This is a genomic window from Kitasatospora papulosa (genome assembly GCF_000717245.1).
GTDB lineage: Bacteria > Actinomycetota > Actinomycetes > Streptomycetales > Streptomycetaceae > Streptomyces > Streptomyces papulosus.
This window is the reverse complement of the sequence record NZ_JNYQ01000002.1, coordinates 530149-543000: the sequence shown is the minus strand read 5'-3', so window position 1 is coordinate 543000 and position 12852 is coordinate 530149. Positions and strand designations below refer to the sequence as shown.

Here is a 12852-nt window from a genome sequence, read left to right as displayed (position 1 = left end):
TTTAAATGGCTACGACCACACCATCCGGTGTGCGGGGCGGCCACGCCAAGCACGGGGCCGTCGAAGCCCCCTCGGGCGCGCCGATGACACACCGGCAGATCATGGAAGCACTGACCGGGCTGCTGCTCGGCATGTTCGTCGCGATCCTGTCGTCCACGGTCGTCTCCAACGCCCTGCCGGAGATCATTTCCGACCTCGGCGGCGGCCAGAGCGCCTACACCTGGGTCGTCACGGCCTCGCTGCTGGCCATGACCGCCACCACCCCGCTGTGGGGCAAGCTCGCTGACCTGTTCAGCAAGAAGCTGCTGGTCCAGATCGCCCTGATCATCTACGTGGGCGGCTCCATAGTCGCCGGCCTGTCGACCAGCAGCGGCATGCTCATCACCTGCCGCGTGGTCCAGGGCATCGGCGTCGGCGGACTCTCCGCCCTCGCCCAGATCGTGATGGCCGCGATGATCTCCCCGCGCGAGCGCGGGCGTTACAGCGGCTACCTCGGCGCGGTCTTCGCCGTCGCCACCGTCGGCGGCCCGCTGCTCGGCGGTGTCATCACCGACACCAGCTGGATGGGCTGGCGCTGGTGCTTCTACGTGGGCGTGCCGTTCGCGGTCATCGCCCTCATCGTGCTCCAGAAGACCCTGAAGCTCCCCGTGGTCAAGCGCGAGGTCAAGGTCGACTGGTCCGGCGCGTTCTTCATCAGCGCCGCGGTCTCGCTGCTGCTGCTCTGGGTGACCTTCGCCGGTGACAAGTACGACTGGATCTCCTGGCAGACCTGGACGATGCTCGCCGGCACCGTCGTCCTCATCGCCCTGTTCCTGCTGATCGAGTCCAAGGCCAGCGAGCCGATCATCCCGCTGCGCCTCTTCCGCAACCGCACGATCACGCTGGCCTCCGCGGCCTCGCTGTTCGTCGGCATCGGAATGTTCGCGGGCACCGTCTTCTTCAGCCAGTACTTCCAGCTGGCGCGGGACAAGTCGCCGACGATGTCCGGCGTCATGACCATCCCGATGATCGCCGGACTGTTCCTGTCCTCGACCGTGTCGGGTCAGATCATCACCAAGACGGGCCGCTGGAAGGCCTGGCTCGTATCCGGTGGCTTCCTGCTCACCGCGGGCCTCGGACTGCTGGGCACCATCCGGTACGACACCGAGTACTGGCACATCGCGATCTTCATGTTCGTCATGGGCCTCGGCATCGGCATGATGATGCAGAACCTGGTGCTCGCCACGCAGAACCAGGTGGCGCCCTCCGACCTGGGCGCGGCCAGCTCCGTCGTGACGTTCTTCCGTTCCCTCGGTGGTGCGATCGGCGTCTCGGCGCTGGGTGCCGTCCTGGGCAACCGCGTCACCCACTACGTCAAGGACGGCCTCGCCGACCTCGGCCCCGAGGGCGCCGCCTTCGGTCACGGCGGCACGGGCGGCGGGGGCATCCCCGACCTGGACAAGCTCCCCGCTCCGTTCCGCACCGTCATGGAGGTCGCCTACGGCCACGGTGTCGCCGACGTCTTCCTGTACGCCGCGCCCGCCGCGCTGGTCGCCTTCGTCCTGACCCTCTTCATCAAGGAGGTCGCCCTGAAGACGAGGGCGGGCAACGACGACGCCCCGGCCGAGGTCTCCGCCGCGACGGAGTCCGTCGAGGCCACCACCGGCACCGCGCTGCTCGCCGAGGGAACGGCCGGGGTCACCTCGGTCGACACCTCCGACGAGCCGGCCGCCACCGGCACGCCGACCGTCCGGGGAACCCCTGTACGCGGTGTGGTGCGGGGCGCCGAGGGCGCACCCGTCGCCCGTGCGGCCGTCACACTGATCTCGCTGGGCGGCCGGCAGCTCGGGCGCTCCGTCGCCCAGGCCGACGGCGGCTACGTGCTGGACGCCCCCGGCTCCGGCAGCTACGTCCTGATCGCCTCCGCCGACGGCTTCCAGCCGCAGGCGTCCACCGTCGTCGTCGGCGACGAGCCGCTGGCCTTCGACATCCTGCTCGCCGGTACGAGCGGTCTCTCCGGGACCGTACGGACCGACGAGGGCAACGCCCCCGTCCAGGGCGCCATGGTCCTCGTGACCGACGTGCGCGGCGACGTGCTGGCCACGGGTGTCTCCGGCGAGGCGGGCGAGTTCACCTTCGGTGAGCTCGTCCCCGGCTCGGTGACCGTCGCCGTCACGGCAGCGGGCTACCGTCCGCTGGCCCTGCCGGTGGAGGTCGGCGGCCAGGGTGTCACCCGGGTCGACGTGTCCCTGCGCTCCGGCGCGCTGGTCCGGGGCGTCGTCAGGGCCGGCTCCGGCCGGGCACCGCTGAACGACGCCCGGGTCACGCTGATCGACGCGGCCGGCAACGTGGTCGCCACGTCGACGACCGGGGAGGACGGCGTGTACGCCTTCACCGACCTGGACGCCGGTGAGTACTCCGTGATCGCGACCGGCTACCCGCCGGTGGCCGGCTCGCTGACGGTGAACGGCAGCGGGATCGACGGTCACGACATCGAGCTCGCCCACCCGGGCGAGTAAGAACCGGAAGTTACACAAAGACCCCTGGCGGTACAGCGCTTCGAGCGGAGAGGCTGTGGCCGCCGGCGGAAATGGGCCCCGCGGTGGGATCGGCAGGCAGGGGACGGCCTGCCGATCCCGCCCGGGGCCCGACTCATTGAGTCGCTGCTTCACGAGTGATTTGAGCAAGGAGAGAACACGGGATGGGACTTCGCGCACAGGTACGTACGCGGGACGGCTGGGCGGTCCAGCACGCCGTCGTCACGGTGACCGACATGACGGGCACCCAGGTGCTCCGTGCCGCAGCCGACGAGAACGGGGCCGTCCGCACCGACGATCTCCTCCAGGCCGGCGCGTACACGGTGATCGTCACGGCGGTGGGGTACGCCCCCGCCGCGTCCACCGCACTCGTCACGGCCAGCGGCCGGGTCGAGGCCGGGACCGTCGTCCTGGCCCGGCAGGGCGGCGTGGAGCTGCCGCCTCCGGGCACCTGGTCGCTGGACCCGGTGCACTCCTCGGTGGCCGCCGTCGCCCAGCACCTGGGGATCTCCAGCGTGCACGGCCGCTTCACCGAGTTCGGCGGCCGCATCGAGATCGCCGAGGACGTCCAGCGCTCCCGGGTCGAGGCGTCCATCTCCTCCACCAGCATCGACACGGGCAACGCCATGCGGGACAAGCACCTGCGCTCGGCGGACTTCCTGGACGTCGAGGTCTTCCCGGAGATCACCTACCGGTCCCGTGCGCTGACCCCCGCGGGTCCCGACCGCTGGACGGTCCACGGTGTGCTCACCATGCACGGCATCGCGCGGGACATCGACCTCGACCTCAGCTACCTGGGCACCGGCCCCGACCCGTGGGGCGGGGTGCGCGCGGCCTTCCACGCCACCGCCGAGCTGCGCCGCGAGGACTTCGCCATGAACTACAACCAGGTTCTGCAGGCGGGCATCTCCGCGATCGGCACGACCCTCCGGGTGGAGCTCGACATCCAGGCGGTCCAGGGCGACTCCATCCCCGGATAAGCCCCGCGGGAGGGCCTAGGGTTGCCGGTATGGCACCCAACATCGCGACCAACACCGCCGTGGAGCTCGGGGAACTCCTGGACTTCGTGCGGCCCAGGCACCGGGCGATCCTGCTGACCACCCGGGCCGACGGCCGCCCCCAGGGTTCCCCGCTCACCTGCGGCGTCGACGACGCCGGACGCATCGTCGTCTCGACCTACCCCGAACGGGCCAAGACCCGCAACGCGAAGCGGGACGAGCGGGTCAGCGTGATCGTCCTGTCGGACGACTGGAACGGCCCGTGGGTCCAGGTCGACGGCTCGGCCGAGGTGATCGACTCACCGGATTCGGTCGAGCCGCTCGTCGAGTACTTCCGGAACATCTCCGGGGAGCACCCCGACTGGGACGAGTACCGGGCGGCGATGCTCAAGCAGGGGAAGTCCATCATCCGGATCACCCCGGAGCGCTGGGGCCCGGTCGCCACCGGCGGCTTCCCGGCCCACCTGGCCGGCGGCGGCTGACGCGGCGATGGAACCGCCCCACCCCGGCACGCTCGCCCGCGCCCGCCTGCTCACCTCCCCGTCCGTGGGGCCCTCCGTGGTCCGTGAGCTGGAACGGATCACCGGGCGGCCGGCCGGACCCGGTCACACCACCGGGCCCTTCGTGTACGTGGGCGACACCCTGCCCGAGGCACTGCGGACGCCCGAGCTGCTGTGGTTCCACAGCGTCAACGCGGGCACGGACGCCCTCCTCGCCGCCGGGCCCTGGCCCGAAGGCGCCCTGCTGACCCGGACCGTGGGCCGGATGGGCGAGCGGATCGCCCAGTACACGCTGGCCTGGGTGCTCGCCGAGTGCCAGTCGGTCCCGGAGCACACCGCCCAGCACGCCCGTGCGGAGTGGCGCCGGCTGCCGTCCGAACTCGCCGCCGGCCGGACCGCGGTCATCCACGGCACCGGGCACATCGGTTCCGCGGTCGCGGTCCTGCTGCGGGCCTGCTCCGTGCGCACGGTGGGCGTGTCCCGCACCGCCCCCGGGGCCCTGCCGACGGGCTTCGACCGGGTCGTCACGGCCGGGTCGCAGGAAGAGACCGCGGCGCTGGCGGACGCCCGGTGGGTGGTGTCCACCCTGCCCCTGACCGGCGCCACGGAGGGCTTCTTCGGCGGCGCCAGGTTCGCCGCGATGCGGGGCGCCACCTTCGTCAACGTGGGCAGGGGCGCGACCGTCGACACGGCCGCGCTGGAGACGGCGCTGCGCGGCGGGTCGGTGCGCCGGGCCGTCCTCGACGTGCTGCCCGAGGAACCGGCGGGTCCGGGGGACCGCGCCTGGCGGCTGCCGCGCACGGTGATCACCTCGCACTCGGCCGGCATCACGGCCGACGAGGACGTCGTCGCCGACTTCGAGGCGTGCTGGGACGCGATCGCGGAGGGGCGTACGCCCGCACTGACCGTGGACACCCGACGCGGTTACTGAGCGGCCCGCCGGTCCCCCACGGGGTTGATCACACCCGGAGAGCGCCCGGCCGGTCTCCGGCGGGGGTCACGCCGGGCGGGACGCGCGGTCGCACATCGCCTCGATGCCCGCGATCAGGAGGTCCAGCGCGAACACGAAGTCCCGCTCGCGCATCTCCTCCACGGTGTTCCCGCCGCGCGCCTCCATCAGGCTCTCGGAAGGCTCCATGGCCCTCTTGATCTCGGGGTCCGCGCGGATCGTGCCCATCACCTGCCGGAAGTACTCGTCCTGGCTGAGGTCCGCCTCCACCGTCCGCTGCACGAAGTGCCCCTCGATGGTGCCGAAGCCGTAGACGAACTGGAAGACGGCCGACATCGCGCCCGTCCGGTTCGCCAGGGGCAGTCCGGTGGCCCGGATGACGTCCTGGACCGCGTACGAGAACAGCATCGAGTGCGGCCCGATGTTCAGGAAGCTGCCGATCAGCGTCGACACCCAGGGGTGGCGCACCAGCATCCGCCGGTAGTTCGTGGCCAGTTCGCGCAGCCGGTCGTGCCAGCCGAGGTCCTCGGTGGCGGCCGGGATCTCGCCGAAGACGGTGTCCAGGGCGAGTTCCAGCAGGTCGTCCTTGGTGTCGACGTACCAGTACAGGGACATCGCCGTGACGTCGAGATCGGCGGCGAGGCGGCGCATGGAGAACTTCGCGAGGCCGTCGGCGTCCAGCAGCCGGACGCTCGCCGCCGTGATCCGGTCCCGGTCGAGACCGGCCGGCTGGTCCGCCTTGCGTGTCCGCGAGGGTGTGCGCCGGTCCAGCCACACACTGACCCGGGATGGGTTCTTCACACGGTCTGCCGCGGACCCCATGGCGCACGCTCCTTGTCTTGCGGTGGCACTCCTGCGTACCGGCACCCCTGTCCGATGCTATGCCCGCCACCTGCGCCTCTCAGTCCGCCTGGGTGCGCTCCGCCCTCCTGAGCAGCGCCCCGGCCAGCAGCCCGCCGGCCAGCACCGCGAGTGCGCCCACCAGTTGGCTGGTCTCCAGGCCGGACGCGAAGGCGTCCGTGATGCGCTCACGCTCGGCCGGTCCGTCGGCGGCGGCGAGCGCCGCGGGCAGTGAGGCCGCACCCACCGCACCCGGTACGAGCGCGGCGAAACGGGAGTTGAGGACGGCGCCGAGCACGGCGACCCCGAGCCCGTTGCCGAACTCCGCGAGCGTGCCGTTCACCCCGGCGCCGACGCCCGCCTTCTCGGGCGGGATGGCGCTCATGATCGCGTTGGCCATCGCGGGCATGGCGAGCGCGACACCGGCTCCCATGATGAGCAGGCCCAGCAGCATGCCGCCGTAGTCCCGTCCGCCGAGCAGTGCGATCGCCGCGAGTCCGGCGGCCAGCAGACTCATGCCGGCCGCGATGACGGCGGGCGTCCCCAGCTTCACCACGAGCCGGGCGCCGAGGCCCGTGAGGTTGAGCGCGACGACGGTGAGGGCGAGCGGAGCCGTCCGCAACCCGGCCTCCAGCGGCTCGTACCCGAGGACGAACTGCAGGTGCTGGGTGAGCAGGAAGAGTGACCCCGTCATGCCGAAGGCCACCAGGATCGCGCCCGCGACCGCTCCCGTGAACCTCTGGTTGCGGAAGAAGTGCATGTCCAGCATGGGGTGAGGGACATGGAGCTCCCACAGGACGAATCCGGTCAGGACGGCGACCCCGGCGAACGCGGTCAGCAGGACCTGCGCGGAGCCCCAGCCGTGCTCGGGGCCGGAGATGATCGCGTACACGACGGCCGTCATGCCGAGGGTGGAGAGCACCGCCCCGACCAGGTCGGGGCGCTCGCCCCGGGGGTCCCTCGACTCCGGTACGAGCCGGACGACGGCGACGAGTCCGACGACCGCGACGGGGATGTTGACCAGGAAGATCGCGCCCCACCAGAAGTGGTCGAGCATCACCCCGCCGATCAGCGGGCCGGCGGCGAAGCCCAGGGAGCTGACGGTGGACCAGATGCCGATCGCCTTGACCCGCTCGGCGTCGTCGAAGATCTGCACCACGACCGCGAGGGTGGTCGTCATCAGCAGCGCGCCGCCGACGCCCATCCCCGCGCGTGCGGCGATCAGCTGGCCGGAGGACTGCGCGAGTCCGGCCGCCAGTGAGCCGACGCCGAACAGCGCGAGCCCGGCGACCAGCATCTTCTTGCGGCCGTAGCGATCGGCGGAGCTGCCCGCGGTGAGCACGAGACCGGACTGGACGAGCGCGTAGGCGTTGATCATCCACTGCACGTCGGCGGTGGACGCGTGGAGGTCCGCGGTGAGCGAGGGGATCGCCACGTTCAGGACGGTGTTGTCGAGCAGCACGGTGAGCTGGGCGAGGCAGATGACACCGAGGATCAGCCAGCGCCGCGCATGGGCGCCCCCGGGGGCGAGGTCGTTCTGCTCGGCGGCGGTCGCCGTCATACGGGCTCCTGATTCCGGTGCTCTTGTACGGTGTATGGGAATGGCTCACCGCCACCGTAGGGCATTTCCTGTACGCCGTACAACGCTTAACCGGGTGCCGCACCCCGGGACGCGGCAGGGCGGTGGCCCCGGAGCCTCCGCTCCGGGGCCACCGCCCTGTCATCGCCGTTCTGCGGTCGGCCGGTCCGCCCGCCCTGTCTCAGCCCGTCGGCCGCGTGAGGTCGTAGAAGGTCGCGCTTCCCACCGTGACCTCCTCGAAGTTCTCCTGCACCCACGCCGAGATCCGGGACGAGCTGCCCTCGCCACCCATGCCTCCGCCTCCCATGCCGCCGGAGACGAAGTAGTGGATCTCTCCGTCCTCGACGTACTTCTTGAACTGGGCGAGCGTCGGGGACGGGTCGCTGCCGTTGAATCCGCCGATCGCCATCACCGGGTCCCCGGTGGCGAGCTGGTAGCTCGCGGCGTTCTGCGAACCGATGGCCGCGGCGGTCCAGGTGTAGGCGTCGGCGTTCTGCTTCAGGAGCGTCTTCGCCTCGGAGTCGACCGATGCGCCGTCGAGGAGGCCGCCCATACCGCCGCCTCCGCCGCCTTCACCCGTGCCGCCGCCGGGCATACCGCCCTGCTGACCACCGGGCATCCGGCCCTGGCCCTGCCCCTGCTGTCCCTGGCCGGGCGCTCCACCGCCGGGGAAGCCGCCGCCCTGGGCGTTGCCCGGCCCGTTGCCCGGGGCCTGACCGCCCTGCGGCATTCCCTGGCCGCCGTCCTGCTGGGTTCCCTGGCCGGGGGGCCTGCCGCCGCCCATGCCACCGCCGGGGCCACCCATACCGCCGGCGGACGGGCCCGCGGTGACGATCGAGCCCTGGTGTCCGGTGTTCAGCGTGCTGATCGTGTACGCCGTCGGCCCGGCCAGCGACGCCGCGAGGCCCAGGCCCACCGCACCCAGCGCGAGCGCCCGGCCGAGCCGGGCCGCGAACAGCAGCCCCACCGCGGCCACCAGGCCGCCGGCCAGGACGGCCCAGCGCAGCCACGGGACGTAGTCCGGCGTGCGCCCGAGCAGGACGTACGACCAGACGGCCGTCGCCGCGACGGTGACGCCGAGCACGGCGCCCGCCCACCACCTGCCCCGCTCCTCCCAGAGGACCGACGCGCCCATGCCGGCCAGCGCCGCGATGGAGGGGGCCAGGGCCACGGTGTAGTACTGATGGAAGATGCCGGCCATGAAGCTGAAGACGAACGCCGTCATCAGCAGCGACCCGCCCCAGGCGAGGAACGCCGCGCGGGCCGTGTCGGTCCGCTTCGCCCGCCGGGTCAGCCAAACTCCCGCGACCAGCAGGATCAGCGCGGCGGGCAGCAGCCACGAGATCTGGCCGCCGATCTCGGAGTTGAACATCCGGCCGATGCCGGTCTCGCCCCATCCGCCGCCCTGGCCGCCTCCGCCGCCACCGCCGACACTGCCCGTCTCCTCGCCGTTGATCCGGCCGAGCCCGTTGTAGCCGAAGGTGAGCTCGAGGAAGGAGTTGTTCTGCGAGCCGCCGATGTACGGACGTGAGGAGGCGGGCCAGAGCTCGACGATCGCCACCCACCACCCGGCGGACACGACCGTCGCCAGCGCCGCCAGACCGAGCTGGCCGAACCGCTTCCGCACGGACACCGGCGCGAACACCGCGTACAGCACGGCCAGGGGCGGAAGGATCAGGAAGGCCTGGAGGGTCTTCGACAGGAACGCGAGCCCCACCGCGACGCCCGCCCAGACCAGCCACTTCGTCCGGCCGCCCTCGAACGCGCGCAGCACGCAGTAGACGGTGGCGGTCATCAGGAGCGCGAGCAGCGCGTCCGGGTTGTTGAAGCGGAACATCAGCGCGGCCACCGGCGTCAGCGCGAAGACGGCCATCGTGATCAGCCCGGCGGCCGCACTGAAGCGGCGTCGCACGGCCGCGTACAGGACGCCCGCCGTGGCGACGCCCATCAGCACCTGGGGCGCGAGGATCGCCCAGGAGCTCAGACCGAAGATCCGTACCGACAGGGCCATCGGCCAGAGCGTGGCCGGGGGCTTGTCGACGGTGATCGCGTTCGCGGAGTCCAGCGAACCGAAGAAGAAGGCCTTCCAGCTCTGGCTGCCGGCCTGCACCGCCGCCGAGTAGAAGGAGTTGGCGTATCCGGAAGCGCTCAGGTTCCACAGGTACGCGAGCGCGATGACCAGCAGCATGGCGAGGAAGGCGGGCCTCGCCCAGCGCGGGTCCTCGGGCCTGCCCCGGCGCACACGGCGCACCAGCGGCTCCCGGCTGCCCGCGGCGTGCGCGGGCGCCCCTGGGGTGCCGGGCCGGGCCTGGACGTGATCGGCGTGTGTGGCGGCGGTCATCGGACGTCCCTCAGTTCGTGTGCGGCACCCTTGCGGGCGTCCTGGTGGTCGGTGCGCCGGTCGGGGAAGACCCAGGCGCGGAAGAGCAGAAACCGCAGCACCGTCGCCGCGAGGTTGGCCGCGATCAGCACGGCGAGTTCTGTGCCGTGCGACGCAGATCCCGACGCGGTACCCAGGGCGGCGAGCGAACCGCTGGTCAGGGCGAGCCCGATCGCGAAGACGACCAGCCCCTGCGCCTGATGGCGTACGGCACCGCCCCGGCCGCGTACGCCGAACGTGAGTCTCCGGTTCGCCGCGGTGTTGGCCACGGCGGAGACGAGGAGGGCCGCGGCGTTGGCGAACTGCGGCCCGACGCCCAGCCGGAAGAGGGAGTACAGGGCGAGGTAGACCAGGGTGGACAGGGCGCCGACGACGCAGAAGCCGACCAGCTGCCGGGCGAGTCCGCGCGGCACCCCGGGCACGACCCGGTCACGCGGGTCGTCCCCGAAGGGCCGCGCCAGCCGGTCCAGCGGCAGCGCTCCGGTGGCCAGGGCCCGGCCCACCCGCCAGACACCCTTGAGGTCGTCGGTCGCGGTCCTCACGATGTGCACGGTGGAGTCCGGGTCGTCGACCCAGTCGACCGGCACCTCGTGGATGCGAAGCCCGGCCCGTTCGGCGAGGACCAGCATCTCGGTGTCGAAGAACCACCCGGTGTCCTCGACCATCGGCAGCAGCCGCTGCGCGACCTCGCGCCGTATGGCCTTGAAACCGCACTGGGCGTCACTGAACCGGGCGGCCAGCGAGGAGCGCAGGATCAGGTTGTAGGTCCGGGAGATGAACTCGCGCTTGGAGCCGCGCACCACCCGCGAACTGCGGGCCAGCCGCGAGCCGATGGCCAGGTCCGAGTGGCCCGAGATCAGCGGCGCGACCAACGGAAGAAGGGCGTTGAGGTCGGTCGAGAGATCGACGTCCATGTAGGCGAGGACCGGGGAGTCCGAATGGGACCAGACGGTACGCAGCGCCCGGCCCCGGCCCTTCTCCTCCAGCCGGTACGACCGCACCTCGGGGATCAGATCGGCCAGCCGTGCCGCCACCCGGGGCGTGCGGTCGGTGCTCGCGTTGTCCGCCACGGTGATCCGGAAGCCGTAGGGGAACGTCCGCGCCAGGTGGTCGTGCAGGCGCAGCACGCACGTTTCGAGGTCCTTCTCCTCGTTGTACACGGGGATCACCACGTCGAGGACGGGGACGGGAACGAGTGCGGGAGCGCCGGCAGCGCCGACCGATGCGGCCGGGAGGTGTTCCCGGGCCGGCAGGGTGCTCCAAGGAGTGTCGGTTCGCATGACCACGACACTCGCCAACCGCGCTGTCACATCCGTGTGCTGAGCCTGTGGTCGGCCTGTGAGTGCGCCACGGGGGCGGAATCGGCACTGTTCTCCCAGGTCACAGGCGTGCGGGCGAACCCGTTCGGCCACGGCCCGGCGGCCCCGCCGGGCGCGGGGCCCGCACTCCACGAGGGAGCGTCTCCGGCCCCGGCACCGCCCGTCCGATGCCCGTGGGCCTCCCCGGCACCGTCCGTCCGGTGCCCGTGGGCGGGCGCGGCACCGTCCGTGCCCTGTCCGTACACCGCGTCCGCCGGCAGGTGGACGGCGAACACCGTGTCGCCGGGCACCGAGCGCACCTCGGCCAGCCCTCCGTGCGCGGCCGCGACGGCCTGCACGATGGCGAGGCCGAGCCCGGTCGATCCGGCGTTCCGCGACCGTGAGGCGTCGCCGCGCGCGAACCGTTCGAAGACGTGGGGCTGCAGCTCGGCCGGGATCCCGGGCCCGTTGTCCTGGACCTCCAGGGTGACCCAGGGCAGCTCCCCGCGCGCCTCCCGCACGCGGACCGTGACGGTGGTGCCGGGCGGTGTGTGCGTTCTGGCGTTGGCCAGGAGGTTGACCAGCACCTGCTGGATCCTGGTCGGATCGGCGAGCACCGTCGCGGGGACCTCCGGGAGCTCCAGCCGCCAGTGATGGGCGGCGCCGGACGATCCGCCGGGGGCCCGGTCCGCGGCCCGGGCGTCGCTCACCGCGTCGATGACGAGCGGCGAGAGATCGGTGCTCTCGTACGAGAGCGGCCGTCCGGCGTCGAGGCGCGCCAGGAGCAGCAGGTCCTCGACCATGCCGGTCATGCGCTCGGCCTCGGACTCGATGCGCCCCAGGGCGTGACGGGTGTCGGGCCCGGCCATCTCCCGTCCCCGGCGTGTCAGTTCGGCGTAACCGCGGATCGAGGCGAGCGGCGTACGCAGCTCGTGGCTGGCGTCCGCGACGAACTGGCGCACCCGTGTCTCGCTCTTCTGACGGGCGTCCAGCGCCGAACCGACGTGACCCAGCATCCGGTTGAGGGCGGCACCGACCTGGCCGACCTCGGTACGCGGATCGGCCTCGGCCTCCGGAACCCGTTCGAACAGAGCCACCTCTCCGCTGTGCAGCGGTAGTTCGGAGACCCGGGTCGCGGTGGCGGCCACCCTGCGCAGCGGGCGCAGCGCCATGCCGACCATGGCGGCACCGGCGATGCCGGCGGCGATGAGCCCGGCCCCGGTGACGCAGACCTCGACGATGATCAGGGTGTTGACGGCCTTGTCCACCTCGGCCGTGGGGATGCCGACGAGGACGGTCGTGGTGCCGCCGTACGGCACGGCCTCCACGCGGTAACCGCCCAGCCCCGGAAGTTCGACGTCGCGGGGCTCTCCGCCCGCGGTCACCCCGGCGGCGTCGAGTACGGCGGTCTGCGCGCCCGTCAGCGCCTCGGTGGTCTGCTGGGCCCCCGGACTGCCGGCCCGTTTCACCACCTTCGACCCGGTGAGGGAGCCGTCGGTGACGACCGCCCCGAACGTGTTGAACGGCTGGCCCCCGCCCATGCCGACGAAGTCCAGCGGCTCCCGCTTCTCGGGAACACCCGGGGTGATCTTGCCGCTTCCCGGCGGGCGCGACTCGGCCATGCGGGAGATGTCGTGCAGCTGCCCGTCGAGCTTCCCGTACATGTACTCGTGGAAGGCGATCGCGGTGACCGAGCCGATCACCGCCGCGACGACCGCGATGAGCGTGACCGCGTACACGACGAGCCGGGTCCGCAGCGTCCAGGGGCGGCCCGTGTTCCTCCCGCTCACGT

Annotated in this window: 9 protein-coding genes; 4 read left to right on the top strand and 5 right to left on the bottom strand. The window is 72.1% G+C overall.

Translation table 11 applies throughout. The features are described from left to right. The first annotated feature begins 83 nt into the window (after positions 1-83). The 4 genes from IA22_RS0107930 to IA22_RS0107915 all read left to right on the top strand — a co-directional run bounded on the left by IA22_RS0107930 (position 84) and on the right by IA22_RS0107915 (position 4945). The gene (locus tag IA22_RS0107930; RefSeq protein WP_458575872.1) at positions 84-2498 is read left to right on the top strand and encodes an MFS transporter; all 2415 of its coding nucleotides are present in this window, start codon (positions 84-86) and stop codon (positions 2496-2498) included. 182 nt (positions 2499-2680) lie between these two features. Next, complete coding sequence (locus tag IA22_RS0107925; RefSeq protein WP_014155108.1) at positions 2681-3496, top strand: YceI family protein; 816 nt, start codon at positions 2681-2683, stop codon at positions 3494-3496. Between the two features lie 29 nt (positions 3497-3525). Then, positions 3526-3996, top strand: coding sequence for a PPOX class F420-dependent oxidoreductase (locus IA22_RS0107920; protein ID WP_014155109.1), 471 nt, complete (start codon positions 3526-3528; stop codon positions 3994-3996). A gap of 7 nt (positions 3997-4003) precedes the next feature. Beyond that, positions 4004-4945 (top strand): D-2-hydroxyacid dehydrogenase, encoded by a 942-nt coding sequence (locus tag IA22_RS0107915; protein WP_014155110.1) that lies wholly within the window; start codon positions 4004-4006, stop codon positions 4943-4945. Positions 4946-5011: 66 nt separating this feature from the next. Here IA22_RS0107915 and IA22_RS0107910 read toward each other — a convergent pair whose 3' ends face one another. From IA22_RS0107910 to IA22_RS0107890, 5 genes are all read right to left on the bottom strand, one after another. Beyond that, positions 5012-5785 carry a TetR/AcrR family transcriptional regulator gene (locus IA22_RS0107910; RefSeq protein ID WP_014155111.1) on the bottom strand — a complete coding sequence of 258 codons (774 nt, stop codon included), beginning with the start codon at positions 5783-5785 and terminating at the stop codon, positions 5012-5014. Positions 5786-5864: 79 nt separating this feature from the next. Next, positions 5865-7364 (bottom strand): MFS transporter, encoded by a 1500-nt coding sequence (locus IA22_RS0107905; RefSeq protein WP_030123135.1) that lies wholly within the window; start codon positions 7362-7364, stop codon positions 5865-5867. A gap of 199 nt (positions 7365-7563) precedes the next feature. Beyond that, positions 7564-9723, bottom strand: coding sequence for an ArnT family glycosyltransferase (locus tag IA22_RS0107900; RefSeq protein WP_030123134.1), 2160 nt, complete (start codon positions 9721-9723; stop codon positions 7564-7566). Then, complete coding sequence (locus tag IA22_RS0107895) at positions 9720-11042, bottom strand: bifunctional glycosyltransferase family 2/GtrA family protein (RefSeq protein WP_030123133.1); 1323 nt, start codon at positions 11040-11042, stop codon at positions 9720-9722. Before IA22_RS0107895 ends, IA22_RS0107900 begins: the two co-directional genes overlap by 4 nt. A 26-nt stretch (positions 11043-11068) precedes the next feature. Further along, positions 11069-12850 (bottom strand): HAMP domain-containing sensor histidine kinase, encoded by a 1782-nt coding sequence (locus IA22_RS0107890; RefSeq protein ID WP_038271932.1) that lies wholly within the window; start codon positions 12848-12850, stop codon positions 11069-11071. Positions 12851-12852: the final 2 nt, after the last annotated feature.

What these genes read in the sequence shown, in the direction of transcription:
- IA22_RS0107905 (WP_030123135.1), bottom strand. Translation starts at nt 7,364, where the DNA reads ATGACGGCGACCGCCGCCGAGCAGAACGACCTCGCCCCCGGGGGCGCC.
- IA22_RS0107895 (WP_030123133.1), bottom strand. Translation starts at nt 11,042, where the DNA reads ATGCGAACCGACACTCCTTGGAGCACCCTGCCGGCCCGGGAACACCTC.
- IA22_RS0107925 (WP_014155108.1), top strand. Translation starts at nt 2,681, where the DNA reads ATGGGACTTCGCGCACAGGTACGTACGCGGGACGGCTGGGCGGTCCAG.
- IA22_RS0107900 (WP_030123134.1), bottom strand. Translation starts at nt 9,723, where the DNA reads ATGACCGCCGCCACACACGCCGATCACGTCCAGGCCCGGCCCGGCACC.
- IA22_RS0107910 (WP_014155111.1), bottom strand. Translation starts at nt 5,785, where the DNA reads ATGGGGTCCGCGGCAGACCGTGTGAAGAACCCATCCCGGGTCAGTGTG.
- IA22_RS0107915 (WP_014155110.1), top strand. Translation starts at nt 4,004, where the DNA reads ATGGAACCGCCCCACCCCGGCACGCTCGCCCGCGCCCGCCTGCTCACC.
- IA22_RS0107930 (WP_458575872.1), top strand. Translation starts at nt 84, where the DNA reads ATGACACACCGGCAGATCATGGAAGCACTGACCGGGCTGCTGCTCGGC.
- IA22_RS0107920 (WP_014155109.1), top strand. Translation starts at nt 3,526, where the DNA reads ATGGCACCCAACATCGCGACCAACACCGCCGTGGAGCTCGGGGAACTC.